This is a genomic window from Actinomycetospora callitridis (assembly GCF_028737265.1).
GTDB lineage: Bacteria > Actinomycetota > Actinomycetes > Mycobacteriales > Pseudonocardiaceae > Actinomycetospora > Actinomycetospora callitridis.
Map to the genome: position 1 here is coordinate 423,531 of NZ_JAQZAK010000002.1, position 25,777 is coordinate 449,307.

A 25,777-nucleotide genomic window follows, 5' to 3' on the forward strand; every position below is an offset into this window, starting at 1 on the left:
CGCGCTCAACCATCACTCGACAGGATCAACTCCGAACACGGGGAGTACACGGAGGAGGGGGTGGTGATGAACGCGTCGACGAGCGAACGGCCGGCGTTCACGGGTTTCCACCACTACGCCCCCCTCGTCCGCGACCTCGACGCCAGCGCGGCGTGGTACGAGCGCGTGCTCGGGCTGACGCACGCCGGGACGCGGTGCCCGGAGGACGAGGAGATCGACGGCGTCCTTCTGTGCGATCCCGACTCCGGGGTCGCGATCCGGCTGCAGCGCGCCGGCCAGGGGCAGCCGCCGTCGCACACCGCCTTCTCGGTGGCGTCGCGGTCGCAGCTCGACGCCTGGGCGGGCTGGCTCGACGGGCTCGGGGTGATCCACGGCGGCGTCGTCGACGTCGGTGATCCTGCGCCCTACGCCTACCTCGTGTTCCACGATCCGGACGACGTCCCGCTGGTGCTGGTGCACGTGGCGGGGTGACGTCCAGCAGGGCCGCGGAGCGCGGTGTGCACGTCGTCGGGGGACGTGTGGGGGGCTCGACGTCGGGGGGCGTCGTGGCACCGGGCTCCGTGTTCCCGGCTCCGGCGGCGAGGGGGGCGCCGCCGGAGCCGGGCGCGGCACCGCGCGCGCCGACGGGTAGCCGCGGGCATGACCGACTCGCTCACCCGGGACCTCGGCCCCGCGCTGCACCGCGTCGCCCGCGACGGCGTGGCCCACGAGTCCGACGTGATCCCCGAGGGGTTGCGCCGCGACGTCCTCGCCGAGCTCGACGCCGAGCATTACGTCGCGCTGCCGTCGGTGGAAGGACCGCACCGCGTGCGCCAGCAGGGCGAGCACCTCGTCCTGACCGGCGACGAGATCACCGCCCGTCCCGCCGTGGACGCCCTGCGCCGAGCCGTCGTCGCGGCGACCGCTCCGCACGTGCCCGAGTGGCAGCCCGACGAGGTGACCATCCAGCGCTACGCGCCCGGGAGCTCGGGCATCTCGACGCACCTCGACGGGCGACGCCACCGCCACCTCGTCGCGATCCTCACGCTCGAGGGGTCGGCGACGCTGCGCCACTGCACCGACCGCGAGGGCACCACCGCGCAGGCGTTCGACGCGGACGCCGGCAGCCTCGTCCTGCTCCGCGGCCCCGGGCTGGCCGGGGTCGAGGACGGGCGGCCGCTGCACGCCGTCGACGGCCCACGCGAGCGGCGCCGGACGTCGCTGACGCTGCGCGCGACCGCGCCGCGGGACGTCACATCCCGAGGCTGAGGTGCAGATCGACGCCCAGCAGCACCAGCGGCCACAGGAACAGTGCGAGGAGGAAGGACAGCAGCGACGACAGATCGGTGATTCCGTAGCCGTTCGACAGCGCGACCACCAGACCGATGATCAGATAGATGACGGTGCCCAACGAGACGCTTCGGTTCCGGCGCATCGCTCTCTCCTGTCCTCGGTGTGGGGCACAGCCAACACCGGTAGCGCTCCGTGTCGACGCAGGGTGTCCCCGTCTCCGAGCGTGTCGACCACCTGTGGGTGGTCCGCTCCCTCGGATGGCCTACCGTCGCGCCGGTGAACCGACGCGGCTTCCTGGTCCTCGCCGGGCTCGCCGGGTGGGCCGTCACCAGCGGGTGCGGGGCGCCGGACGCCGCCGCCGGCCACCCCGAGCGCCTCCCGGGTCTCGCCGACCCGGACCGCCGACGTGTTGCCGAGGCGGTCATCAGCACGTTCGAGAACTCGACGATCGAGCTGCCCTACGCCGCCGCGCACCGCCTCGACGACGGTCGCGGCATCACCGCAGGCCGGGCCGGGTTCACCAGCGGCACCCACGACCTCCTGCTCGTGGTGCAGCGCTACGCCGCGACGGCCGGCAACAACACCCCCGTGAGCCGCTACCTCCCGGCGCTGCGGGCCATCGACGAGCAGGTGGCCGACGGTGGCGACGGGTCCAGCACCAAGGGCCTGGACGGGTTCGAGGACGCCTGGAGCACGACCTCGCGCACCGACCCGAGGCTCAACGCCGCGCAGGACGCCGTCTACGACGAGCTGTACTTCCGGCCCGCCATGGACCGGGCCCGGGGAGCCGGTCAGACCTCCGCGCTGGGCCAGCTCGTCGTCCTCGACACCGCCGTGCAGCACGGCATCGGCGGCCGGGACGGCCTCCAGGCGCTGATCACCGAGACCGGGGAGCAGGCCGATCCGATGGCGTGGCTGGGGCGCTTCCTCGAGATCCGCCGGGCCCATCTCCTCGACCCGGCCGACGAGGAGACGGCCGAGGTCTGGAAGGAGTCGGTCCCCCGGGTGACCACGCTCGAGACGCTGCTGGCTCAGCAGCGCTTCGATCTGGACACCCCACTGGAGTGGACGTTCGCCGGGGACCGCTTCAGCCTCCCCGCCTGACGGACGTCACCGCCGAGGACCGGGGCCACCCGGGCACCGCCCTCGATCGTGGTGACCGGTCGACACCGGGCTGGCCGAGGGACGCCGTCCCCGCCACGATGGCTCGATCCGAGCGCGTGGAGGTGGACGGGTGGCCCGGGGTCGGTCGAACACGGTGTTCTCGGCGGGGTTCTTCGCCGACGAGGGGTGGGACTTCGCCGTCCGGCTCGCGCTGGGCCAGTGCGCCGCCGGCGGCGCCGACGCGGGCGAGGTGCTCGCGACCGTTGCGCGGATCCACGGCGGGAAGACCTGGACCCCGGAGTGGTCCGCCCGCGCCGAGCAGCTCCGGGGCACCGCCGAGCAGCGGGCCCGGCAAGGCGACGAGCGCGGCGCCGCGGCGGCGTTCCTCCGGGCGGCCGGCTACGGGGCCCTCGCCCTCGACGGTCTGACCGGCGAGGAGGACTCCGAGCAGCTCACCGCCGCCTTCCGCGCCCACCGCGCGAGCTGGGAGCGCTTCGTCGACTGCTCGGCAGGACGGCACGAGCGTGTCGAGGTGCCCTACGAGGACACCACGCTGCCCGGCTGGCTGCTGCGCCCCGACACCTCGGGCACGCCGCGTCCGACGCTGGTGATGACCAACGGCAGCGACGGCGCGATCACCTCGCTGTGGGGCAGCGGGGCCGCGGCCGCCCTGGAGCGGGGATGGAACGCGTTCGTCTACGACGGGCCGGGCCAGCAGTCCCTGCTGTTCGAGCGCGGAGTCGGGTTCCGCCACGACTGGGAGGCCGTCCTCACCCCGGTGGTCGACGCGCTCGTCGCCCGCGACGACGTGGACGCCGACCGGCTGACCGCCTACGGCATCAGCCAGGCCGGCTACTGGCTACCGCGGGCCCTCGCCTTCGAGCACCGCTTCGTCGCCGCCGTCGCCGACCCCGGGGTGGTCGACGTGTCGACCGCGTGGACCGAGCGCCTGCCGGCGAGCATGGTCACGATGCTCGAGCAGGGCGACCGGGAGAAGTTCAACCGGAACATGCGGCTGCCGCTGCTCATCCCCTCGATTGCGCGCACCCTCCGCTTCCGCGCCCGCCCCTTCCAGCGCGACGACTGGTTCGACACCTTCACCGAGGCCCGCCGCTACCGACTGACCCCGGAGCTGGCCGACGCGATCCGCACGCCTCTGATGGTCACCGACCCGGAGGACGAGCAGTTCTGGCCCGGCCAGGCCCAGCAGCTGGCCGACCTCGTGCCGGGCTCGCACCACGTGCGGTTCCTGGCGGCCGAGGGCGCCAACATGCACTGCCAGCCGATGGCCCGCCTGCTCACCCACGAGCGGATGTTCGCCTGGCTCGACGAGCAGCTCGCGACGTCCGGGTCCTGACGCGGGCGAGGGCGTGGCGCCGGCGCGCCCACCACGCGCGGGCGGCCGCGCGCAGGCGCCGGAACGGACCGTCGGGCGGCTCGGCCGGCTCGCTCGGGGTCGGGGCGGGAACGACCCGGTCGAGGAAGTCGACCAGCGCGCCGGTGAAGGCCTCCGGTGCGTCCAGGTTGCTCAGGTGCGAGGCCGACGGGATCACGACGAGCTCGACGCGGGGGTCGCGACGGGCCCAGCGCCGCGCGCCCACGGCGATGTCGCCGACGCGGTCGCCGTCGCCGTGGACGAGCAGCGTCGGCACCGGCAGCCGGTAGCCCGGCTCGGCGCGCAGGGCGTCCGAGACCAGCGACGACAGCACGCCGACGGCTGCGGACTGGGGCATCGCCGCCGTGGCCTCCCGGACGTACCGGCGCGCGTCGCGGTCCCGGGCGGTGGCGCGGACGGCGGCGTGCAGGAAGAGCCGGCGCGGGTACCAGGCCAGCGAGCGAAGGGCGGCGAGCGACGCCATCTTCTCGGTGGGGAGACGGACCACGCTGTTGCACGTCGCGTCGGCCACCACCAGGGCGTCGACCCGCTCGGGGTCGCGGCGCACGACCTCCTGCGCGATGTTGCCGCCCAGGCTCAGACCGACCAGCGCCACTGGCTCCGGTGCCAGCGCGTCGAGCAGCGCCAGCACGTCGTCGACGGCGTCGTGGAAGCGGAAGGCCCCCGAGGCCGTCGACGCTCCGTGGTGGCGCAGGTCCACCGTGACCACGCGGTAGCGGTCGCGCAGGACACGGACCTGCGGTCGCCACGCGTGATGGTCGAGGGCCGCGCCGTGCAGCAGGAGCACCGTCGCCGCGTGCCGTGGCCCCTCGACCCAGTACGACACCGTCGCGTCCGGCCGATCCAGGGTTCGAGCCGTCATGAGCCGTCCTCCGTCGACGCCCCTGCGGGGGTCGGGTGCGGGCTGGACCGCCGGGGCCGAGCCGTCCTGTGGCGGTCATCGACACCGTCACCCGCGACCCTGTCCCGGTCAAGCCGCCCGCATCCTGCGACCGTCGCTCCTGCGCCGGAGGCACCCTCTGCCCCGTGCTGCGGCGCTGGTCACGGGCCCGCGCCGCCGGCGGAGGTCACGGGGGTGGCGCCGACCACGCGATCACCGCCGGCTGAGCACCACGAGCTGCTCGCGCGGGATCTCCGTCGTCCCCGGCTCCGGCGCGGCCGGCAGCAGGTCCTCCAGCCCGCCGACGCGGCGCAGCTTCTGCCACCCCAGCCGGATGCCGCCGACCGCCGTGACCATCGACCGGATCACCACCGCGTACATCAGCTGCCGGTAGACGATCTGCTGCAGCGGCAGGAGCCAGAGCACGCGCAGCGGCTCACGCTCGAGCCAGAAGGCGATCACGGCGGCGACGAGCTGGATCGCCTGCACCGACGACCATGCGATCAACGTCGTCACCGGGTCGAGGAACAGCAGGCCGTAGATCAGGAAGATGTCGACCAGCGGCGCGAGCAGCGGCAGCAGCACCTGGAACACCGCGAGGTGCCCCAGGCCGGCCCGGCCGAAGCGGCCGGACGCGCCGGTCTCGAGCACCGCGCGACGGTGCTTCCACATCGACTGCATCGTCCCGTAGCTCCAGCGGTAGCGCTGGCGCCACAGCTCGCCCAGGGTCGCGGGCGCCTCGGTCCAGGCCCGCGCGTGCTCCTCGAACACCACGCGCCGGCCGCTGCGGCAGATGGCCATGGTGAGGTCGGTGTCCTCGGCGAGCGTGTCGTCGCTGACCCCTCCGACCTCCAGCAGCACCGAGCGCCGGAACGCGCCGACGGCCCCGGGGATGGTCGGCATGCAGCGCAGGACGTCGTAGACGCGGCGGTCGACGTTGAAGCCCATGACGTACTCGATGTGCTGCCAGCGCGAGATCAGGCCCCGACGGTTCGCCACCTTGGCGTTGCCCGCGACCGCGCCGACCGACGGGTCCGCGAACGGCGCCACGAGGCGCCCGACCGTCGCCGGCTCGAAGACCGTGTCGCCGTCGATCATGACGATGAGCTGGTGACGGGCGTGCGCGATGCCGGCGTTGAGCGCGGCGGGCTTCCCGCCGTTGGCCTGCCGGATGACGCGCACGTTCGGCAGCCGCATCGTCCGGGCCAGCGCCTCGACGATCTCGGCCGTCCCGTCGGTGCTGCCGTCGTCGACGACCAGCACCTCGACGGGGTGCTCGCTCGCCACCAGCGAGCGAACGGTCGCCGCGATGTTCTCCTTCTCGTTGTACGCCGGGACGATCACCGAGACCGGTTCCGTCACGCGAGGCCCCCACGAGAAGCCGGGACGATGCCGCTGCCGGTGGTGCCGGACGGCGACGACGAGCATGAGCACCAGCCGGAGCACGACGAGCACGCCGACGACGAGCAGCAGCCAGGTCAGCGCGTCGACGACGACGCCGGCCACGGCGACCAGCCCGATCAGCGTCGCGCCCAGCAGGTGGTGGACCGTCGACACCGGACGGTTGTCGGCGGGCAGACCCACTGCGGTCTCCGGGGTGGTGAAGCGGTAGCCCTGCGCCTGCAGCTGCGGGATGAGCCGGTCGAGGGCGGCGACGGTCTGGGACCGGTCGCCGCCGGCGTCGTGGAGCAGGACGACGCCGCCCGCGCCGTTCGCGGGGATCGAGTTGGCGACGATCGCGTCGACGCCGGGGCGCTGCCAGTCCTCGCTGTCGGTGTCGGAGAGCACGGTGACGTAGCCGTCGGCGCCGGCCGTCCGGAAGGAGCGCAGGGCGTCGTTGTCCACCGCGTCGGCGGTCGACGAGTAGGGCGGGCGCAGCAGGTAGCTCGACTCACCCAGGGCTCCGGCCAGCACGAGCTGTGTCTCGGTGAGCTCGCGGTCGATGCGCACGTCCGACGCCGCGGAGAGGTCGGGGTGGGTGAAGGTGTGCAGCCCGACCTCCGAGCCGGCGTCGCGGATGTCGCGGAGCAGCTGCGGGTGCTGGGCGGCCATCGAGCCGACGACGAAGAACGTCGCGGGGACCTGATGGCGGCGTAGCACCTCGAGGACCTGCGGGGTCCACACCGGGTCGGGCCCGTCGTCGAACGTCAGCGAGATCGTCTTCGCCGGCATGCGCGCGCTCACCGGGGTGGCGCCGCGAGCGTCGACGATCGGTCCGCCGTCGGTGATCGCCGCCGGGACCTCGTCGTGGGCCTCCTCGGCCGGCACCGCGCCGGTGGCGTCGACGCCGACCTGCGAGCGGGCGAGCCCGTGGACCAGCAGCAAGCAGCTGAACATCAGCAACGCGACCACGATGAACAGCACCCCGGGCCGGGGCGCGAGGCGCGTCCATCCCCGGCCGGCGGCCACCGCGCGGTGCGGGTGGCGCGCCGGAGCGGCGGTGTGGCCGCGGCGTGCCGAGGAGCGGTGGCTGGCCACGGTCAGACTCCGATCGAGGTCGTGAGGGGGCCGATGTCCAGCACGGCGGGCGTGCCGGAGCCGGCGTCGGTCGGGGTCGTCGTGTCGGTGGTGGTGTCGGTGGTCGTGCCGCTGCCCGCGGCCGTTCCCCCGTTGCCAGTGCTCCCCGACGTCCCGGTGCCCGTCGTCGGGCCCGCGCCGCCCGACGAAGAGCTCCCGCCCGAGCCATCGGTGGTCGATGACGGGTCGGGCGTGGACTGCGGGGTCCCCGGCACGCTGCCGCCGTGCGGGGTCGTGGGTCGCGGGGAGGTCGCGTGCGCGGCTCCGCCACCGGCCGACGCGGGTCCGCGGACGACCCGGAGCGGAACCAGCGGTGCCGTCGCGCGGTGGATCGGCGCCGTGACGTGCGGAGCGGCGGCGTGCCGCCCGCCGGCGGTCGACGCGTGCCGTGACGTGCTCTTCTGCGACGCGTGAGTGGTGACCGCGGCGTCGGTGACGCCGTGGCGTCCGGTCGCGCTTGCCGGGACGACGACGTCCGCGGGGACGTCGTCGAACTCCTCGCCTCCCTCGTCGTCGATCGACGGCGACGGCGCCAGGGCGACGCCGGACGCGTCGATCACGCTGGCGTGCGTGCTGAGCGTGATGCCGAAGGCCGCGAGGTAGGCGGTGCAGGCCGAGGCGCCGAGGTAGCCGAGCACCGTGACACCGCGACGCCGGCGCCCGCTCGCGTCGACGAAGACCGGCGACCGCTCCGCGGTCTCTCGTCCTGACTCCACACCGTTCATGGCTGACCCCCCGTGTCACCGACCGACCGCCGGCGGGGCTTCCTCGTGAAGCCCGATCAACGACTCATCGTCACCGCGGCCACCGATTGATACGTCTCGGCGGGTCACACGAAGGAGTGAACTAGTCCGAATGGGTTCACAAGTGACGGTCGCTCGTGACGCTCCGACCGCGCTCCGAGGAGGAACCCCGTGACCGTCGCGATGCCTCCGCGCGCCCGTAACGTCCAATTCCGCGGCGTCGATGGTCGAGCAGACACCACCTGACCTGGGGGGGACCCGATGCCGACGACGGCCGACCTGCTCACGACCCGGCTCGACGACGCCATCGCACGCCGCCGCCACCTGGACGGTCAGCTCGTCGCACTCCGGGACTTCGAGCGTCGCCTCACCGAGCGCGTCCACGCCGCCCGCGCCGCAGGCGGTCAGACCGAGCAGGTACGGGAGCTGCTCGCCCGTCTCCTGGGGGTCCGGTCCCGCCTCGAGGAAGCCACGGTCGCGCAGGCGAAGGCCGCGGCCGAGGAGAGCCGGCTCCGAGACGACGTCCGCGACGCCGACGCACGACTCGGCCGGGCGCAGCGCGAGATCGACGAGCGACGGGAGTTCGAGCTCGCCTGCCTCCGGGCTCCGATGCTCGCTCGCTCGCCGGCGACGTCACTCAGCGCGAGCAGGTGGCGCTCACGCCACACACCCATCGGGGACGTCTGAGCTCTGGGGTGGGACGCGGGGTCGCCCGCCGGGTCGGGGTTGTCGCTCGGGATCGAGGAACTCGGGCGGGGTGAACCACGGCCGACCGTCGACGATCTGCACGGACCAGTGACCGTGGTGGATCAGTTGGTGGTGGAAGCGACAGAGCAGGCACATGTTGTCCAGCGCGGTGTCGCCGCCGTCGAACCAATGATCGACGTGATGCGCCTGGCAGCGACGGGGCCGTCGCGAGCACCCGGGGAACGCACAGCCTCCATCGCGGACGTTGAGAGCCCGACGGATGGCATCGGGCGCGGTGCGCTGCCCCCGGCCGACATCGAGGGGCTCGGACCTCGACCCGAGGACCATCGGCACGATCTCCGCGTCGCAGGCCCAGCGGCGCAGGGTGCCCGGATGGACTCGGGCGCCCGAATCGAGCAGGCCGTAGCGACCGTGGTCGGCCAGGGCCCGAGACAGCCACGAGTGGTCCATCGTGATCGTGAGCAGCGCGCGACCGGGGCGGTCGGTCCGCCGCGAAGCCTGGTCACCCGCATCGGAGCGTCGCGGCGCCGGGGTGCACGCGTCCTGCGCTCCTGTCCCGTCCTCGGCTTCGGTGGCGGAGTCGCGCCGTGCGTCGGCGGCGACACCGTGGGGGCCACGGGCGTCCTCGACGAGATCCTTGAGCCCGTCGGCGCGGCGGCGCTTGAGTTCGCGCTGGTCGTCCGGCCCGGAGGGCGCGGACAGATCGTCGATCACCTCGAGGAAGGCCTCCCCGTCGACCGGGTCGGACATCCGGCCGCGATAGAGGATCGTGCCGTTCTTGCGTCGCACGATCAGCAGCTCGTCGTCGCGGCCCGCGTCCTCCTCGGGCGGCTCCTCGCCGTCGGGGTCGAGGTGGGCCAGCAACCGATCCGCGACCGCCTGCAGTCCCCTCGGGCCGCACACGGTCGCCTCCTGCGCCAGCGTCTGCTCCGCCGCCTCCCATTCGGCGACGGGCAGGCTCTCCACCCGGTCCAGCCGGGCCATGGTCTTGCGGATGATCGAGATGTGGGCCTCGCCGATCTCGCCCGCGGCCGACACCGCGGACGTGCACGGCAACCGCGCCGGCAGATCCTCCCCCGTGATCGACGTGCGTGGACAGAGGTCTGCCGCCTCCGCCACCAGCCGCTTCGCCACGAACGGCGCGAGCTGCCACATCTCCTGCAGCAGCCGTGCCGTCGTGCGATCTCCCGACCGCTCCGCCACCCCCAGCGCCTCGAGCTCGGCGACCTGTTCGAGGCGGGCGAACGCCTCCCGCCGACGGGCGATCTCGCCGAGGCGGGCGCGCTCGAGCGCCTCCCGCTCGACCACCCCCAGCTCCCGTTCGCTCATGTGTTCGATTCTAGAACCGACCCCCGACAGCGAGGAGTCAGCAGCGCCCTCGCCGGGCGACACGGGACCTCGGACGGGGTCATCATCCGGACGCGGGTCAGGTCGGCGTCGGCATCCAGTCGGTGACGGCGGAGACGAACCGGTCGAGGTCCGAGAGGTCCTCGAGGCGGCGGACCACGATGGTGTCGTCGACGGTCACGTACTCGTGCACGAGAACGTTGCGGAAGCCGACGACCCGGGCGAGCTGCTCGCTCAGCCCATCGGTCAGGACCCCGTGCCGGGCCAGCTGCCGCAACGCGTCGGCGTTGTCCGCCGGCGGGCCCCAGCCCTCCGAGGAGCACAGGTGCTGCGCCACGTCCACGCACGCCTCGATCGCCGTCACGAAGGTGTACTTGACCCCCGGCAGCCACATCGGGTCACGTCGTCGGGCCGACTCCGCGGATGCCTCCGCGCGCAGGCGGGACACGTCGTCGCGGACCGCGCGCAGCAGGCGCAGGACGCGGACCTCATCGACCACGGCGGACGCTCTCGGCGAACTCGCGGTGGCTGCGCTCGATGCGGGGCCGCTCGTCCGCGTAGATCTTGCGGGTCGTCGCCACCCACCGCACGCGTGCGGGCGGATCGTCGTCGAAGAGCAGGAGCCCGTGCTGGGCGACCCGGCCCCGCAGCTCGAGCGGCGCGGAGTCGAGCACCAGCAGGTCCACGCCGGGTGGGAGCAGGACGTCGAAGGACGCCGGGGCGTCCACGCCCCACCAGGCGGCGACGTCGACGTCGGAGTCCACACGCGCCGTCCCCCGCGCGCGGCTGCCGTGCAGCAGGGCGAACCGCGCCCCGGCCTCCCGGAGGAGCCGCACGATCTCGTCGCGCTCCGCGAGCGGAAGGTCGGACGTCACGGTGCGAGTGTGGCACGAGCGGACCGCCGTGACCTGCGGCTCTCCAAAGCTCCGGCGTGACCCGCGCCGAGGCGCGTCGTTGTGCGGAGGCGGCCCTCCGGCGGCGCGACCCGCGCCGCGCCGACGGGGGTCGGGCCCTAGGAGGACGCACCGTGGCACCGATCGGACTCCTGCGGCGCGGGCTCGTGACGGTGATCGCCGCGGTCGGGTTGGCGGCCCTGGGCGTGCCGGCCGCACTCGGCGAGGATGAGGGCCACGTCGGGTCGGGCGCCGTCGAGTACGTCAACATGGGCGACAGCTACAGCGCAGCCAGCGGTGTCCTGCCGCCCGCGCCCGGCGCGTCGCCCCAATGCCTGCAATCGGCCCGCAACTGGGGCCACGTGCTCGCCGACCGGTGGGAGTACGACCTCACCGACGTCTCCTGCGGCGCCGCCGAGACCCGCCACTACACCGAGGCGCAGTTCCCCGGCGTCCCGCCGCAGGTCGAGGCCCTCTCGGAGGCGACCGACGTCGTCACGATGACCATCGGCGGCAACGACAGCGGCGTGTTCATCGGCACCATCCAGGCATGCGCGACCGCCGCGGCGGCCACCGCCGGCACCGGCAACCCCTGCGAGGAGCAGAACGGCGACCGGTTCACCGACACCATCGAGAACGTCACCTACCCCGACCTGGTCGAGGCGCTCGAGACCGTCAAGGCCGCCGCCCCGAACGCCCGGGTCGCGATCGCCGGCTACCTGCAAATCCTCCCCGCCGAGCGGGGCTGCTATCCGGTCATGCCGGTGGCCTCCGGCGACGTCGGCTACATCAACGACATCCAGGCCACCCTCAACGACGCCGTCCGCCGCGCCGCCGAGGCCACCGACGTCACCTACGTCGACGTCACCGAGGCCTCCCAAGGCCACGACGCGTGCCGGCCGATCGGCACCCGCTGGGTCGAACCCGCCGTCGGCGGCACCAACGCCGTGGTCGTGCACCCCAACGCCCTCGGCGAGCAGGCCATGGCCGAGCGGGCCGCTGCCGAGCTCGGCACTGCGGCGCGCGGCTGACGCCGGCTCCGCGACGCCCGGGGATCCTGGGTGGGAAGCGGTACCGTGCGGCACATGGAGCCCGCTGAGCTCTCCGCGGCCCTCGCCGACGACCCGGCCATCGCCGGGGTCGGTGTCCTGGCGCTCCACGGCTCCCGCGCCCGCGGCGACGCCGCGCCCACCGCCGACTGGGACCTCGCCTACCTCGCCGACGACCGCGAGGGCGCGCCCTCGCCGGACCCGGTCGCCCTCGCGGTCGCGCTGACCAGGGTCCTCGGGACCGACGACGTCGACCTCGTCGACCTCGCCACTGCCAGCGCGCTGTTGCGGTTCCGTGCCGCCCGGGACGGGGTGCTGTTGCTCGAGGCACGTCCGGAGGCGTTCCTCGATTTCCGCCTCGAGGCGGTGCGGTTCTGGTGCGACGCGGGTCCGGTCATCCGCGCCGCGCAGGCCGACGTCCTGGCCTCCCTCGGATGAGCCGTGCCGTCGACGGCGAGCTCCTCGCCGAACGCACCGCGACCGTCCTCGCGCACCTCGACCGGGTCGCGGCACATCTCCCGTCCGACCCGGCGGACCTGCGGCCGATGTCCTCCCCCACCGACACCGTCGTCCTGCATCTCTGGCAGGCGATCCAGGTCGTGATCGACCTGGCCACGGCGACCTGCGTCCGTCTCGGTCTCGGGAGCCCACCGACCTACGGCGACGCCTTCCGGCGTCTGGCCGAGGCCGGTCTGCTCGACCCGCAGCTCGGCGCGAGGCTGGCTCGCGCGGCCGCGTTCCGGAACCTCCTTGTGCACGCCTACGGGCGCCTCGACCTGCAGCGTGTGCACGCCATCGCTCAGTCCGGACCCAACGACCTGCGCGCCTTCCTCGCCGCCCTCCGCGACCAGACGTGAGGGGTGCTTCCACAGCTGCCCCAGCGGGCCCAGCTGTGTCCTCACGCCCGTCCCCTGCGCTCATCGCTACCCGGGGACGGGCCCGCAGCCCATGGCCACGAGCAACGCGTCCACCGCTCCGGCGTCGTCCTGCTGCGCGTAGGAGGCCACCGACACGCTCCGGGAGTCGTCCCCCACGGCGCACATACCGGCCAGGGCACTCGCCCCCGCTACCGCTTCGGCGTGGCCGTGACGGTCACCCAGGAAGCTGACTGACGGCGTCAGTAGCCGAACGGTGAGCACCCTTCCTCGAAGTCGCGCCTCCCGCGCTCGTCCGGCGGGCCACTTCCCTGGTTCTGGTCGTAGGCGGCCAGCCAGCACTGCTCGCGGGTGCTCGGCAGGGTCGGCCCGTAGTTGTAGTTGCAGCGCAGCTCGGCGTTCGACATCGGGTCGTCCGTGTCGTACGACCGTTCCTGAGCAGCGCGCTCGGCGAGGCAGCCGTAGGGATCGGCACTCGAGGCGCCGGAGGTCCCCGAGGCTCCCGACGAGCCGCTGCCCCTCATGCATCCGAGACGCTCGGCGGCGCTGTCCGGGACCACGACGCCGTCGTCCTCGCTCCCGTCGGTGCAGATGGGTCCCGTACCCATCGCGAGGAACCGCACCGGCGGTCCGAGCGCGTAGATGGTGCGCACGCCGTCGGGCGTCGACGACGACCGGAGCGACACCACGGCGAACCCGCCGGCGCACGTAACGGCACTGGTCGGTCGGGCGCCGGCGCCGTAACCGCTCTCAGCGCTACGGAACACCTCGACGAGCTGCTGCGTGCTCGGGCAGGAGGAACCGCCGGCGGTCGATGTGGTCGGCGCTGCGGGAGACGGAGTGGCGATCGGGACGGGGCCGGGAGGGGCGACGGCTCCCGGGGACCCGGCGGTCGACACCGGCTGCGCCTGTGGCAGGAGGAACAGCCCGATGAGCGCACCGGTGCCGACCGCGAGGACGGCGAGTAGCAGGGCAACCGCCGCGAGGCGGACCCGTCGTCGGTCCAAGGTGAAGCCACGCCGCGACGTCGGGGCCGGGCGGCCCGACGGGTCCGCCGAGGTCCTCGGCAGCGGGATGCGCTCGGTGATCGCGTCATGGACGGTGTCGGTCACGCCGCCTCGTTCCGCGCCTTGAGGATGGCGTAGGCCTCGTCGACGGTGCCGACCTGGATCACCACGCCCGTCTGGTCGGTGAGCAGGGCGAAATAGTCGTACGGCGGCTGCTCGTGGTGCATGACGTCGCGGTCGATCTGTGCGTGCGCGAACTGCCGGACGACCGGGGCCCGCTCTCGATCCGCGCGCCCGGCAACCCAGAGGCCTCCGCGCGTGACGGCGTAGACCGGCTCCCACAGATCACCGCGTCGGCCGTCGTAGGCGCCCATGAAGCTGATGTGGTCGGCCGCACCGAGGATCGCGGCGCTCTGCGTGTCGAGGCGGGCGACCAGGGCGTCGGCGACGTCGGTGCGTCTCGCGAGCGCCTCGGGGTTCCACAGCTTCTTCTGACTCTCGCCGGAGGGATTGAAGCGGTTCCCGCCGAAGTGCGGCTCGAGGCGGTCGGCGAGCTCGAGAGCGTTGGTCCGGGCGACCTCCACCGTCTCGGTCAGGTCCTCGCGGGTCGCGCGGTCGTGCCAGAGCCGCACGATGATGTCGAGGTCGTACGTCTGCCCCTCCCGATAGAGGTAGAGACCGCCGACGAGGTACCGGCCGGCGTTCACCGCGACGTACTGGAACAGCTCCGGGCGCGGCGCGAGCTCCCGGAGGACGACCGCCCGCACCGACACCGCGACTCGGCCGCCCGCCGACTCCTCGGTGTCGACGAAGACACTCGTCGTCCCGGCCGGGACGACGATGACGCCCTCCGGATTCCGGTAGACGTCCTCGAAGCGTCCGTACAGGGTGGCCAAGCATTTCTCCAACGCCCGCGAGGCGGGCGAATCGGGCGGCCCGTGTCCCCCCGACGCCGTCTGGATGTCCACACCGCATCCGCCGCAGAATCGGTCGCCGTCGTGCAACTGCGCACCGCACCGTGCACACGCCATCGTCGTCCCCTCGTCGTGGTGGTCTCAGCTCGGTCAGTTCGCCGGTCCACCAGGTGCCGGAGTCGGAGCAGTCGGGGTCATCTCGGTCGGCAACGGTTCCGCCGGAGACTGCGGTAGGTCCGGCTCGACGAGCTCAGGAACCGGCGGCTTGGCCGGCATCCTCTTCTCTGGGCCCATCGGACCCAGAGGAATCGGTGACGCGGAACCCCCGGGTTCCACGGGCGCGACGCCGGGACGGCCCCCCGAGCCGGGCTCGCTCGGTGCGCCACGGGGAGGCGTCGTGGTCGGCGCGGGTTCCGTCGTGGCGCCCGGCCGGGACGACGTGCGCGGCGAGAGAGGAGGAGCCGGCGAGGCGGCGCTGCTGGTGCTCGGGGCGACCACGCTCGGCGCCGCGACCGTGGACGTCCCCACCACACCGGCACCCAGGAGGGCTGCGCCCACGATCGCGGGGATCGCGATGATGGCGCCGACCACCGGGGCGAGAACGGTGGCCGAGGGCGCACCGCCGGACACACCGGCCGGCCACCAGCTGCCCTGGCCGGCTCCCGCGACCGCGCTGGGATCGCCGCCTGCCTGCTGGAGCAGGGGCGGTGCATCGCGGGCGACGGCGTCGCTCAGCCAGCCCGGAGCGGGCACCACCACGGGCGCCGAAGCCAGCAGCGCTCGCGGAGACACCAGCCGGTCCCTGGCCTCCCGACACGCGAGGCAGTGCTCGATGTGGCGGTTGACCCGCTTGCGGAGGAGGACGGTCATGGTGCCGTTCCAGCCGCTCAGGAGCTCGGCGAGCTCGGCGCACCGCTCGGGCTGGTGGCGCGCGACGAGCAGCGCTCCGAGACAGCGTTGGACGGTGTCGCGGAGCCTCGAGACCAGGGTGTTCGCGTTGGTGGCGCTCAGCCCCAGCGCGTCCGCGAGCTCCGGGCCGTCGAGCCCGTGCCGATAGTGCAGTTCGAGCACGGCGCGGTCCCGGTCGCTGAGGCCTCCGGCCGCGTCGGCGACCAGCGCCGCCAGCTCGCCGCGAGCAGCCAGCACCTCGGGACCGTCCTCGTCGGAGGCCCGTTCGGGCAGGACCTCGGCGGGCTGCTCACGTCGACGGCTCCGCAGACGGGCGAGCGCCTCGTGGCGGGCGATCGCATAGAGCCAGGGCCGCAGCTTGTCGTGCTCGCGCAGCTGAGGCAGGCGGGTCGCCGCGGTACAGAACACGTCCTGCACGCAGTCTGCCGCCGCGTCGGGGTCCCGCAGCATGCCCAGGCAGAAGCTGTGGAGGGAGTCGCCGTACCGGCGGTAGATCGCCGCGAACGCCGTGGGGTTGTGCGGCGCGGCCGCGGCGAGCGAGGCGTCGCTGACACGCAGCGGGCCGGTGAACACGTCCGCGGCACGTCGTGGACGTGGGAGGCGTACCCGCAGGGGAATCGGCGAGCGCTCCGATGCCCGCCCGACCGCGATCGGCTCGGTCTGCAGGTCCGGAACGTCGTCCAAGGCGGACGGGAGCGCCGCGTGGGTCCCGTGGACGCGGGCGCTCTCCAGGGTCATCCGGCCCTCACAGCGTCCCGACCCACGACGACCAGTGCACTCATCCCGCACCCCGCTCTCTCGTGCGGGTGGCCGGCATGGAGCACCGAGCCGCCCGCTGACCCCCCGGTCGGGCGTTGATCTGCGCATCGCCACGACGCCGCGCAACGTTTCCGATCACCGGTCAGCGGTCGGTGCTCCGCGCCCAACGGCATCGCTCGATCCAGCGGAGATCTTCTCGAGAAAAGTGTGCGAGTCGTCGGGGGTCGCTGCTCCTACCCGTGTCACCGCCGCCGAGAACGGTCGCGGGCGAGATGCGAGGAGAGCCCGATGTCCCTGCGTTGCCACTTCCGATCCGCTTCCAGGCCCGAGAACGACGAACCCGGCCGCGATTCATCCTCGCCGGCGGCGACGAGGTGCACCGGCCGTGTGGTCATGAGGGCACGGGGCCGCAGCCCATGGCCACGAGCAAGTCGTCCACCGCGCCGGCGTCGTCCCGCTGCGCGTAGGAGGCCACCGACACGCTCCAGTAGTCGTCGCCCACGACGCACGTGGCGGCAAGCGCACTCCCCCTGCTGCCACTTTCCGTGGCCATGAGGGTCACGCCGCTGCGTGTCAGGGTCACCGGGTACGTCGAGGGGCTGGACGGGGTCGTCCCGTCCCGACGGAAGGCCAGCCTCAGGTTCGGGTCGGCGTCGACGGCGGCTTGCGGAGCACGGACGAGCACCACGAGGTGCCCGCCGACCTGTGCCGCGGCGTCCAGGGTCGCGCCGGCGGTGGCGTACGTGCACGCCTGCCCGCCGGTCATCGGGGTCTCCACGAGCGAGGCCACGTCACCCAGCTGGATCGGACCGACGACACCCTCGAAACCCGGCAACGTACTGCCGGCGGGCGCGTCGCACGGCTGGACGGCCATCAGCGCGGCGGGCGAGGCGAGCAGGACGGCGCCCAGCGCGAGGACCGCGACCGTCGCCACGGCGACCGCGACCAGGGCGATCGGGCGGCCACGCCCGCCCGACGGCCGCTGCGGTGGGGGTGCCTGGTCGCCGTGCGGGGGCCTGGTCGGCGGCGGCCCGGGCGGGCCGCCGGGAGGTAGAGGTGCCCGCGGACCGCGTGCGGTCGGCGGCGCCACGCGCGGTATCGGCATCGTGACCGGCTCGGCCGACGGGCCGTGCCGCGGCGCACGCGGTGCGGGCGGCATGCGCGGCGGCCGGAGCTCGGTCACGGGGTTCCTCCTGGCCGTTGGCCGTGCGGTGGGGTCCCCGGCCTGCGCCGGGTCGCGGCACGCGCGGGGAGGCCGATGGCGGCGGCCGCGCCGACGATCATGAGGTTGCGTCCGAACTCCTGATCGCCGAGCGCGGCGTCGCAGGTCGGGGAGTCCTCGACGACGGACCAGCGTCCGTAGGACGAGACCGTGCACGAGTCGGCCACGGACGCGTTCGACGAGTACGTGCCCAGGCCGACGAAGAACACGACGACCGCGACCGCGATCCCCGCCCACATCAGCGGCGGGATCGTCCGGGCCCACGCCGGCATGACGAACTGTGGCGGCGCTCCCGGTCCGTACGGCACCGGACCGGGAGCGTGCATGCCGGGAGCCATCGGGCGCGGCACCGGCATCGGGGGCACGAGCCGCTGTCGCGGGATGGCGACGGTGTCGGGCTCGGCCTGCTGTGTCGACGCCCCGCGGGCGGCCCCGCACCCGCCGCAGAAGCGGTCACCGGGCATGCCGAGTGCGCCGCAGCGCGGGCAGGCCGCCGACGCCGCCGGCCCCGCCGTCAGGTCCCCGAGCATCGGACTCCCCTCGTCACGTTCCGGGTCGGACTCACGCCACTGCCGCCTGACCGGGCCCCGCGATGGCGAGCCGGGCGTGCGGGTCGAGCCGGGCGAGCTCGGCGGCGACGGTCTGGAGATAGAGCCGGTACATCCAGAAACCCTGCACGTGGGCCGGTCCGGCCGGGATGAACCCGTACCAGCTGCGGCTCTGCAGGTACCGGTCCATGCCGCCGACGCGCAGGCTCGTGCGCCCGCCCCGGCTCTCGACGCGGGCGCGGAAGTGGCAGTGCCCGCCGATGTGCAGGCCGACCACCCCGGGCTCGCCGCCGGCGATCTCGACCTCGTCGCCGAAGACGACGAACCAGTTGCCGCGCACCGCCGTCGTCCGTCGGACGGCGTCGAGCACGACGTCGGGCGGTAGCGCGGTGTCGGCGTGCAGCGCGAGGCGCGAGCGGGCGCCGGCCGTCGCTGGGATGAGGAAGGAGGAGGCCGGGTGCGGGGGTGGTGGGCCGCCATGCCCGACCCAGCCCGGCCGCGAGCTCGTCGCGCCGTGCCGGTGGTTCACGACGGCACCCCAGACCGCCCCGCCGACCAGCGCGAGGGGCAGCACGACGATCCACGTCAGGGCCGAGCCACGGCTCGACAGCCCGTCGTGGCCGCCCCAGGCGATCCCGCACGCCAGCACGCCGCCCGCCACCAGCCCGACGCGCCAGAACCACGGGAGGGTCGGGGTGAAGGCCGCCGCGAAGGCCAGGAGCCCCACGATGACGATCATGACGGTCGCGCCCGTGCCCGCCCCGCCGCCGGAGTACGACGAGGACGTCGACGTCCCCGAGACCGCGAGCAGCAGGCCCACCGTCACCGCCAGCGCGAGACCACCGCAGAGCACCCACAACCGCGGGACGCGTGCGATCGTCACCCGGGCTCGCTCCCAGGCCGTGAGCGCGCCGGGACCCAGGCTCGCCGCGGCGGACCGGTTCGTCAGTGCGGCGACCGTGGCCGCCAGGTGCAGCACGGCCACCGCGCCGAGGCCCAGCCCCTCGAGCCCGGGCAGGGAGACGGCGACGAGCGTGAGCAGCCATGTCCCGACGAGGACCCACACCGCGGCGGGCTGGCCGGCGCGCAGCCCCACCCCGCATCCGACGGCGGCGCCACCGAGCAGCAGGAACAGCACAGCGCTGCCGACGTAGGTCGGCGAGGCCTGCCCCGCGACGGCCCCGTAGGAGAACCCGACGAGCGCGGCGACGAACGCCGCCGCCGCGAGCCTCAGCGCGAGGGTCGCCGCAGCACCTCCCGGCGACGGCATGCGCGGGTTGCCCGGCGCGCTAACCACCACGGCGGCGAGCGCCACCGCGAGCATCGCCCCGAACGCGCCGGGCCCGTCCACCGACGTGCCGAGCGCCGCGGTGAGGACGACCGCGGCCAGGGCGACGGCCCCTCCGGCCGCGACCGCGCGGTGTTGCGCGAGCGCGAGGACGACACCGCCCGCCCCGGCCGCCAGCAGCAACCTCGGCAGGACGACCACCACGAACGCCGCGGCCTCCGCGTCGCCCCCCGTCGCCCCGGACAGCGACAGGACGGCCTCGACCAGCAGCACCACCGCGAGGAGTGCCGCGAGGCCCAGCGCTGCCCAGTGCCACGCGACCGCGCCGGGCTGGGGAAGGGTGAGCGGCGCCGGGCCGGGTCCGTGCGCCTGAGGGCCGGGCCACGGGGGTCGCGGACCGGGTCCCGAAGGCACAGCCCGAGGCGGCGGGATCCGGAGGGAGATTGTGTCCGGATCGTCGTTCCCACGGGGACGGACCCCGGCGTGGCGACGACCGGTCGTGTCGAGGTCTCGTGTCGTGGGCTCGGCGAACACCTGCTCGACGGCCGTCGACAACGCGGAACGCTCGAGCCCGCAGCCACGGCAGAAGCGGTCGGCCGCCTGCGAGGGCGCGGCGCAGCGCGCGCACGCCGTCAGCATCGTGTGCCCCCGGGCGTCGCCGTGACCGTCACGGCCCATCGCAGATGTCCTCGTAGCCGTCCCCGGGGCGGAGACCAGTTTCGCCTTCGGTTGGGAAGTACCAGCCGACGCTGCGGTAGGCGGGGCGCCCGTGGCATTGGCCGAGATCCGAGGCGACGATGATCGCCGAACGCTGCACCCCGTCGGACGACGCCCCGCCCGGTGGGACCCAGCTGGCCGTCCCCCGGCCGGTGGCCCGAGAACCGCCCCAGGTCTCCCAGGTCACCCCGGTGATCATGCCGGTGCCGCTACCGCCGGCGTAGACCTCGTTCGGCCGGACACCGCCGAAACCGGACTGGTTTGGTGCCCAGACAGCGCCGAGCGTCGGCGTCACCCCACCCGGCATAGCACTCTCGGACAGCCGGGTCCCTGTTCCCGAGCCCGTTCCCGTCCGCAGCGCTGTGTGGGACGCGTAGTCACCGGTGTGCGACAGGCGCTTGGCGTAGCAGTCGTCCGGCCCGAAGCCGGCGCTCTGGCACCAGGCGTTGGCGGCGTCGGCGCTCGAGAACGGCCGGTTGGCCAGCGTGATCCAGAAGTCGCTGCTGCGGAAGCTCGTGAAGTCGCCCGACCACACCAGGATCGCGTCGGGCTGCTGCCCGCGGAGGCGCTGGTGGTCGGTGAGGATGGTGGCCGCGTCGTAGGTCTGCCCGTCCACGACGAGGCCCTGCTTCTTCGCCGAGAGCTGCGGCGCCCACGAGCCGACGAGCGCCTCGGCGGCTCCAGCGTCGGCACCCCGCTGCGTCTCCAGAGCTTGCGCGGGGTCCGCGGGCAGGGCCGGCGAGGCCGGTACCGCGGTGGACGCGGGTGGCGCGCCGCCGGCCGTGGACGTCCCGGCTCCGGCCGCCCACGGCATACCCACGACGAGGAAGGCGCCGAGGACGACGGCGACGAGCGCGAGCACACAAGCCACGACGATCAGACCGCGGTTGGAACGGCCCTGCTCGGGCGCCGGCGGCGGCCCGACCGGCGGGAATGGCGCGGCCCACGGAGGGCCGGGCGGCGCCGGCGGCGGGCTGTGAGGTCCGGGCGGTCCGGCCCACCACTGCGTCGGCACGGCCGCCTGCGGCCCGCTCCGGCGCGGTGCCGGCGGCCCTGGTGGGGCCTGGTTGCCGCAGTGCGGACAGAAGCGAGCACCGGGTCGCCAGGGCGCGGCGCAGCCGCGACAGGTGGCGTCAGCCGCGTCGATGGTGGTCATGCCCCGCCCCCCGGATCGATCGACGGCAACTGAGCCGTCGACAACGGGTCGCTGGAGGATGCGGAGTCGTTACAGATCGCCGCACCTCGCCCTGACGGTCACGTCAGGAGTCATCTCAAGATCGAGAGGACCGCGCGCGTCGGCCCTACGGACCCACCGGCGGAGGGACGGGACGGCCGCTGCCCGTCCCGTCCCCTCCGACCAGCGCCTACGAGCCCGGCCGCTCCATACCCGAATCGCTCTCTGACCGCGACGAAGGCGACCAGGCGTCACGGTCGCCGAGCTGCGCGGGCTCGCACAGCCCGCCGACGGATCGCTCGAGGGCGCAGTGGACGGCGCCGTCGCAGCGCGCGGTGCGGCGGCGACCGCGATCGAGGGGTACGGTGCGTTGTTGCTCGCCTGCGGGTAGGCCACCAGCTACGCCGTCCCGACGTCGAAGCACTGAGTTCCGGTGGCCCGTGCGTCGATCTGGACGGTCACGTTGCAGGTCACCGACCTTCGGCCCGGGCGCTCGCCGCAACGAACCCGACCGACCGGCGGTCACCCGCCACGGCCCCGCCGCCGCTGCTGACGATCCGCAAGTCGAGCCCAGGGGCAGGCCTGTGGCCGCCGTGGGGCGTCGGCCGGTACCAAGTTGGAGACGGTCACGGTGGCCGGCACCGTCTTCCCGGCCCACGCCGATGCAGTGCGGAGATCGTGACCCCGAGATCGGCCCGCTCCGGCGCCGTGCCGGTCAGCGTCCAGGTCGCCGGAGCCGCAGTACCGCTCCAAGCGGTGACCGTGACCCAACCGGATGCGGGACGTGCGGTCAGGGCAGAGCTGATCGAGCGGCCCTGCGCGTCGGAGGTGACAATGGCCGTGGTCGCGCAGCCGGAGAACGACACGGTCCACTGACCGTGAACGTCACCGGGCCACCACGCAGCCGTTGCGCCGGCGCTCAGCGCGCCGACAGCTGCCACGCTCGAGGCGAGGGTCCTACCCGCCCCATCGACGAGGTCGTCACGACACATCGCAACTCAGGCAACACGCACTCGTGGGCGCGTGGGAGCCACCCGATGAGCGCAAAGAGGAGCCGTCGCCCTCTCGCGGCCAGCGACTCCTCCGTACTCGGCGACGGCCCTTGATGCTCACCTTGAAGCGCTTTCAGCCCCACTAGTAGGTTCTACGCTAGCCCCACGTGCATATCCGTCCACCCCAACGTCAGGTTGACCGAGTCGACCTGAGAGGCCCACCGCAAGGGCTCCGAACACCAAGGCCGGCGAGGCAAGCGAGAGTTGCCACAGGTCAAGTTCCCCCGTAGCCCGGGCGACATGTAGGAATGCGAGCGCGCCCGGCGCAGCGAGCAGCCAGGCGCACAGCCACGCCGTAGCAACCTCCCGAGGGCGCCACCACCATAGTGCCCCTGCCACTATCGCGAGCGCGAGCACTGCGAGGACTACAAGGCCCGGGGTAATGCGCGTGCTGTCGGTGACCTTCGACGCCACGTGGAGCGGCGAGAATCCCGCCCAGTCTGCAAGAGCAAACGGCAGAATTAGCGCGGCGGTTGTAAGCGCAGAGACGCCTGCGACGACCATGCCCCGCGCTGCTGACGCCTCCCGCCACACCAGCGCGGTAATCGGCACGAGCAGGACGATGATGTGGGGGCGGCTACACAACGTGATCCCGAGCAGCATGGAGCATGCAACCAACGCCCACCAGCCCCACCGACGCGCCGCGGCCACCACCAAGCACGCTGCTCCAGCGACATAAACCCCGTTCACAAAAAGGTCGTCACCGACGAGGAACTCCTGAACCGTCACAGCCGAACCGAGCACCACCGCGCACCAAAGCAGAACGGGGACGACCCGGAGTCGCCTCGCCCCATGGGCCAGGACGAGAAGCAGGCCTGGAACCCAAACCAAATTCTGATAGGCCGCATTTCCGATCGCCCAGAATGGGGCCGCTATCAACAACGCACCAGGCAGGGGAGTTATCTCGGTGCCCATATAGGTTCTCGCCGTGTACGGGTAGGCACCGTCCGCCAAGCGCGTCAGGGCGACATTGAGGGCGTCTGCCCGATCCGCACCGTACCCGAGCGATGAGAGATGAGTCGGGTCGTAGGAGATTAGAAAGGCAACCGACAACGCCGCAGACACTACCGCGAATGTCACCCAACAGATCCGCGACTCTGCGCTCGCCCAGCGCTGCGCGAGCCACGGCAGCACACCTACTACCAGGATCGCCATCACGGCCACGTAGCCAAGCGCGATTGGAAAAGACGCATTCCTCGCGACGGTGCCCACCGACACCATCGCGATCAGCCCAGCAACACCTGCGAGCGCCCCCCTAGATGCCATGCACGAGGAGTCGCTTGTTACACGTCAGCTGTTACAGCAAGTGTCGGGAGGAACTCGTCCCGCTCGCGCCATCGCCGTAGGGTTGCAAGCCGGCCGCGGTCCATACTGACGTACAACGTCGCTTGAAGGTGATCGTGCGCAACCTCCATTGCCGCAGGCGATCCCTAGCTGGCGTGCCGCGCCGCCGTCCTACGTCGCTGGCGCCATCGTTGGGAGGGTCGCAACGTCGCGACCTGGCGGTTGACAGCCAGCTAGTGGTGCGGCCGCTTCGGGAAATCCCCCCCACCCCCCCCGCCGGGGGGCAGCACCCTGTGGATCGGTCTAATCGTGGGTTCGTCGCCGCCCGAGGCGCAGCTGATCACGCCAAGAGTTCCAAGCATGAACTCGACGCATCACAGAGAATAGGCGTCTCCAAAATTTGGTATCACTCCACAACACAATTGGTAATAGTAACGTGAAAGCAGCAATGGCCCGATACCGGGAGTCGATGACGAATTCTCTAAGTCTGGCCCACCCCCTCGACCTACCAGATCTCGAAGGGGTTAAGATTGCCCAAATGACTTCGCGACTTGGGGGGCAACCATCGTGATGTTGAGCCAATATATCGGGGCTCTACGGAAGTTCTGGACCTCTGTCGTGGCCTGCATCATTCTGGGGCTCGCCATAGGCGGAACCTTAGCTCTCGTTGTTCCGCCAAAATATACATCATCGGTTGGCCTCTACATCTCCTCACAAGCGCCCGCTGACACGGCGTCATCCGCCTACCAAGGAAGTCTTCTCTCTGCACAACGAACCGCTTCCTACTCGGAACTTCTTACTTCAACCCGTGTTACGAGCCAAGTAATACGCGATCTTCAGCTTCCATACTCGTCGGGCGAGCTCGCGAGCAGTATCGCGGTTGAGACGGCTCCCAATACGGTCATCATTCAGGTGAGCGTCACCGACGAGCAACCGGACCGCGCGGCAACAATCGCTAATACACTGGCGCAAGCTTTCAGCAATCTTATCGCACAACTAGAACAACCTCTGGATCCGACGCGTCCGCCGCTCGTCGCGGCAAGAATGATCGAACCAGCCTCACCTCCTACCCAACCGACATCCCCTAGCCTTCTCCTCAATCTCGCACTCGGAGGCGTACTCGGACTCGCCCTCGGAGCGACAATCGCTATCGTGCGCGATACGCTCGACACGTCGATCGATGGAATCGAATCACTGAAGCAGAATACATCAGCACCCGCGCTGGGGATCGTTCCAGAGGTTCCTGCCGAGTCGAAGACGAGCGGGCAGCAGAACATCCTCCTAAGGACATCCTCTAACGATCCGGCGGCCGAGGCTCTGCGAAAGATTCGAACGAACTTCGACTTTCTCGACATAGATCGCCAGCAGAAGGTTGTAGCGATTACAAGTTCTGTTGCTGGCGAGGGCAAATCTACGATCGCCTGCGGTCTCGCGAGTGCTCTCGCCGCCACCGGACGCCGAACCGTTATCGTCGACGCGGACCTACGTAGGCCCGCGATCGCCGAGTATCTTGGTCTCGTCGGCGATGTTGGGCTGACCAGTGTCATGGCCGGCCGAGTCCCGCTCTCGCGAACCATCCAGCGCTGGCCGTCGGGGGCGGTATCCATTGTTCCGAGTGGACCGATACCCCCCAATCCGAACGAGCTACTCGCATCGCAGCAGATGCAAGACGTCGTGAGCGAGCTTCGCAGGAATTACGATGTCATCCTCATCGATACGCCGCCTCTCGTAGCCGTGGCGGACGCCGCACAGGTCGCTACAATCGCCGACGGCGCAATCTTGGTGTGTGCGTACAAGAGTACATCTGTCGTCGACGTAGTGGCGGCGACTGAGGCGCTGCGCTCCGTCCAGGCGAGGCTATTGGGATGTGTGCTCAACATGGGCCCGGAGCAAACAAGCGCCTATTACGGATCATATAACGGCGGTGGCGGGCGGGCCGATAGGGCTCTGGGCGACACCGATGCCGAAGCGACCATCGACGAACGACAGCAACATCGCATGCCTGAGGCCGGTCTCAACCGTCCGTCTCCAAGCCGAAGGTCAAGCAGCTAGAGAGCTGATTCGGGCGTGATGACTTCTGAATGGCTAGGCACAGTTGACACCTGACCTCCGAACGGCA

23 protein-coding genes and 1 pseudogene are annotated in these 25,777 nt (G+C 72.3%); 10 read left to right on the forward strand and 14 right to left on the reverse strand.

The window, feature by feature from the left end; translation table 11 throughout:
- Positions 1-66 precede the first annotated feature (66 nt).
- Positions 67-471, forward strand: coding sequence for a VOC family protein (locus tag PH191_RS07980; protein WP_274194085.1), 405 nt, complete (start codon positions 67-69; stop codon positions 469-471).
- Between the two features lie 168 nt (positions 472-639).
- Positions 640-1,248, forward strand: a complete 609-nt coding sequence (locus PH191_RS07985) for a hypothetical protein (protein WP_274194086.1) — start codon at positions 640-642, stop codon at positions 1,246-1,248.
- On the opposite strand, the gene PH191_RS07990 is transcribed toward PH191_RS07985, so the two are convergent.
- Positions 1,232-1,414, reverse strand: coding sequence for a hypothetical protein (locus PH191_RS07990; protein WP_274194087.1), 183 nt, complete (start codon positions 1,412-1,414; stop codon positions 1,232-1,234). The two genes, PH191_RS07985 and PH191_RS07990, sit on opposite strands and share 17 nt — an antisense overlap.
- A 134-nt stretch (positions 1,415-1,548) precedes the next feature.
- On the opposite strand from PH191_RS07990, the gene PH191_RS07995 reads away from it, so the two are divergent.
- Together PH191_RS07995 and PH191_RS08000 are read left to right on the forward strand one after the other, a co-directional pair.
- Entirely contained in the window at positions 1,549-2,376 is an 828-nt protein-coding gene (locus PH191_RS07995; protein ID WP_274194088.1) for a chitosanase, read from the forward strand.
- 130 nt (positions 2,377-2,506) lie between these two features.
- On the forward strand, positions 2,507-3,733 hold the full coding sequence (locus tag PH191_RS08000) for an alpha/beta hydrolase family protein (protein ID WP_274194089.1): 1,227 nt from the start codon (positions 2,507-2,509) through the stop codon (positions 3,731-3,733).
- Here PH191_RS08000 and PH191_RS08005 read toward each other — a convergent pair.
- The 3 genes from PH191_RS08005 to PH191_RS08015 all read right to left on the reverse strand — a co-directional run bounded on the left by PH191_RS08005 (position 3,675) and on the right by PH191_RS08015 (position 7,894).
- Entirely contained in the window at positions 3,675-4,634 is a 960-nt protein-coding gene (locus PH191_RS08005) for an alpha/beta fold hydrolase (protein ID WP_274194090.1), read from the reverse strand. The two genes, PH191_RS08000 and PH191_RS08005, sit on opposite strands and share 59 nt — an antisense overlap.
- A gap of 231 nt (positions 4,635-4,865) precedes the next feature.
- Positions 4,866-7,130 (reverse strand): bifunctional polysaccharide deacetylase/glycosyltransferase family 2 protein, encoded by a 2,265-nt coding sequence (locus PH191_RS08010; protein ID WP_420791767.1) that lies wholly within the window; start codon positions 7,128-7,130, stop codon positions 4,866-4,868.
- Positions 7,131-7,132: 2 nt separating this feature from the next.
- A complete protein-coding gene (locus PH191_RS08015; RefSeq protein WP_274194091.1) occupies positions 7,133-7,894 on the reverse strand; it encodes a hypothetical protein in 762 nt (253 codons plus the stop codon).
- A 279-nt stretch (positions 7,895-8,173) separates the two neighbouring features.
- On the opposite strand from PH191_RS08015, the gene PH191_RS08020 reads away from it, so the two are divergent.
- Positions 8,174-8,599 (forward strand): hypothetical protein, encoded by a 426-nt coding sequence (locus tag PH191_RS08020; RefSeq protein ID WP_274194092.1) that lies wholly within the window; start codon positions 8,174-8,176, stop codon positions 8,597-8,599.
- Here the strand turns inward: PH191_RS08020 and PH191_RS08025 are convergent.
- From PH191_RS08025 to PH191_RS08035, 3 genes are all read right to left on the reverse strand, one after another.
- On the reverse strand, positions 8,570-9,949 hold the full coding sequence (locus PH191_RS08025; protein ID WP_274194093.1) for an HNH endonuclease signature motif containing protein: 1,380 nt from the start codon (positions 9,947-9,949) through the stop codon (positions 8,570-8,572). The two genes, PH191_RS08020 and PH191_RS08025, sit on opposite strands and share 30 nt — an antisense overlap.
- 97 nt (positions 9,950-10,046) lie before the next feature.
- Positions 10,047-10,466 carry a type VII toxin-antitoxin system HepT family RNase toxin gene (gene hepT / locus PH191_RS08030; RefSeq protein ID WP_274194094.1) on the reverse strand — a complete coding sequence of 140 codons (420 nt, stop codon included), beginning with the start codon at positions 10,464-10,466 and terminating at the stop codon, positions 10,047-10,049.
- The gene (locus PH191_RS08035) at positions 10,456-10,842 is read right to left on the reverse strand and encodes a nucleotidyltransferase domain-containing protein (protein ID WP_274194095.1); all 387 of its coding nucleotides are present in this window, start codon (positions 10,840-10,842) and stop codon (positions 10,456-10,458) included. Before PH191_RS08035 ends, hepT (PH191_RS08030) begins: the two co-directional genes overlap by 11 nt.
- 152 nt (positions 10,843-10,994) lie before the next feature.
- Between PH191_RS08035 and PH191_RS08040 the strand changes: the two genes are divergently transcribed.
- The 3 genes from PH191_RS08040 to hepT (PH191_RS08050) are packed head-to-tail and all read left to right on the forward strand — an operon-like array spanning position 10,995 to position 12,766.
- On the forward strand, positions 10,995-11,891 hold the full coding sequence (locus PH191_RS08040) for an SGNH/GDSL hydrolase family protein (RefSeq protein ID WP_274194096.1): 897 nt from the start codon (positions 10,995-10,997) through the stop codon (positions 11,889-11,891).
- Positions 11,892-11,945: 54 nt separating this feature from the next.
- On the forward strand, positions 11,946-12,347 hold the full coding sequence (mntA, locus tag PH191_RS08045; protein WP_274194097.1) for a type VII toxin-antitoxin system MntA family adenylyltransferase antitoxin: 402 nt from the start codon (positions 11,946-11,948) through the stop codon (positions 12,345-12,347).
- Positions 12,344-12,766, forward strand: a complete 423-nt coding sequence (hepT, locus tag PH191_RS08050; RefSeq protein WP_274194098.1) for a type VII toxin-antitoxin system HepT family RNase toxin — start codon at positions 12,344-12,346, stop codon at positions 12,764-12,766. Before mntA ends, hepT (PH191_RS08050) begins: the two co-directional genes overlap by 4 nt.
- 260 nt (positions 12,767-13,026) lie before the next feature.
- Here hepT (PH191_RS08050) and PH191_RS08055 read toward each other — a convergent pair whose 3' ends face one another.
- The 7 genes from PH191_RS08055 to PH191_RS08085 form a co-directional block, all read right to left on the reverse strand.
- Entirely contained in the window at positions 13,027-13,896 is an 870-nt protein-coding gene (locus tag PH191_RS08055; RefSeq protein ID WP_274194099.1) for a hypothetical protein, read from the reverse strand.
- Positions 13,893-14,687 carry a hypothetical protein gene (locus tag PH191_RS08060; protein WP_274194100.1) on the reverse strand — a complete coding sequence of 265 codons (795 nt, stop codon included), beginning with the start codon at positions 14,685-14,687 and terminating at the stop codon, positions 13,893-13,895. The genes PH191_RS08055 and PH191_RS08060 overlap by 4 nt, the downstream gene beginning before the upstream one ends.
- 168 nt (positions 14,688-14,855) lie before the next feature.
- Positions 14,856-16,187, reverse strand: coding sequence for an RNA polymerase sigma factor (locus tag PH191_RS08065; protein ID WP_274194101.1), 1,332 nt, complete (start codon positions 16,185-16,187; stop codon positions 14,856-14,858).
- A gap of 577 nt (positions 16,188-16,764) precedes the next feature.
- On the reverse strand, positions 16,765-17,556 hold the full coding sequence (locus PH191_RS08070; RefSeq protein ID WP_274194102.1) for a hypothetical protein: 792 nt from the start codon (positions 17,554-17,556) through the stop codon (positions 16,765-16,767).
- Positions 17,553-18,125 carry a hypothetical protein gene (locus PH191_RS08075; protein WP_274194103.1) on the reverse strand — a complete coding sequence of 191 codons (573 nt, stop codon included), beginning with the start codon at positions 18,123-18,125 and terminating at the stop codon, positions 17,553-17,555. The genes PH191_RS08070 and PH191_RS08075 overlap by 4 nt, the downstream gene beginning before the upstream one ends.
- A 31-nt stretch (positions 18,126-18,156) precedes the next feature.
- Positions 18,157-19,707 carry a hypothetical protein gene (locus tag PH191_RS08080; protein ID WP_274194104.1) on the reverse strand — a complete coding sequence of 517 codons (1,551 nt, stop codon included), beginning with the start codon at positions 19,705-19,707 and terminating at the stop codon, positions 18,157-18,159.
- A 391-nt stretch (positions 19,708-20,098) separates the two neighbouring features.
- Positions 20,099-21,019 carry an alpha/beta hydrolase family protein gene (locus tag PH191_RS08085; protein WP_274194105.1) on the reverse strand — a complete coding sequence of 307 codons (921 nt, stop codon included), beginning with the start codon at positions 21,017-21,019 and terminating at the stop codon, positions 20,099-20,101.
- A 3,209-nt stretch (positions 21,020-24,228) separates the two neighbouring features.
- On the opposite strand from PH191_RS08085, the pseudogene PH191_RS30055 reads away from it, so the two are divergent.
- Both PH191_RS30055 and PH191_RS08090 read left to right on the forward strand, forming a co-directional pair.
- Positions 24,229-24,483: pseudogene (locus PH191_RS30055) on the forward strand (Wzz/FepE/Etk N-terminal domain-containing protein); the annotation flags it as partial.
- An 87-nt stretch (positions 24,484-24,570) separates the two neighbouring features.
- Positions 24,571-25,710 (forward strand): tyrosine-protein kinase domain-containing protein, encoded by a 1,140-nt coding sequence (locus PH191_RS08090; RefSeq protein ID WP_274194106.1) that lies wholly within the window; start codon positions 24,571-24,573, stop codon positions 25,708-25,710.
- Positions 25,711-25,777: the final 67 nt, after the last annotated feature.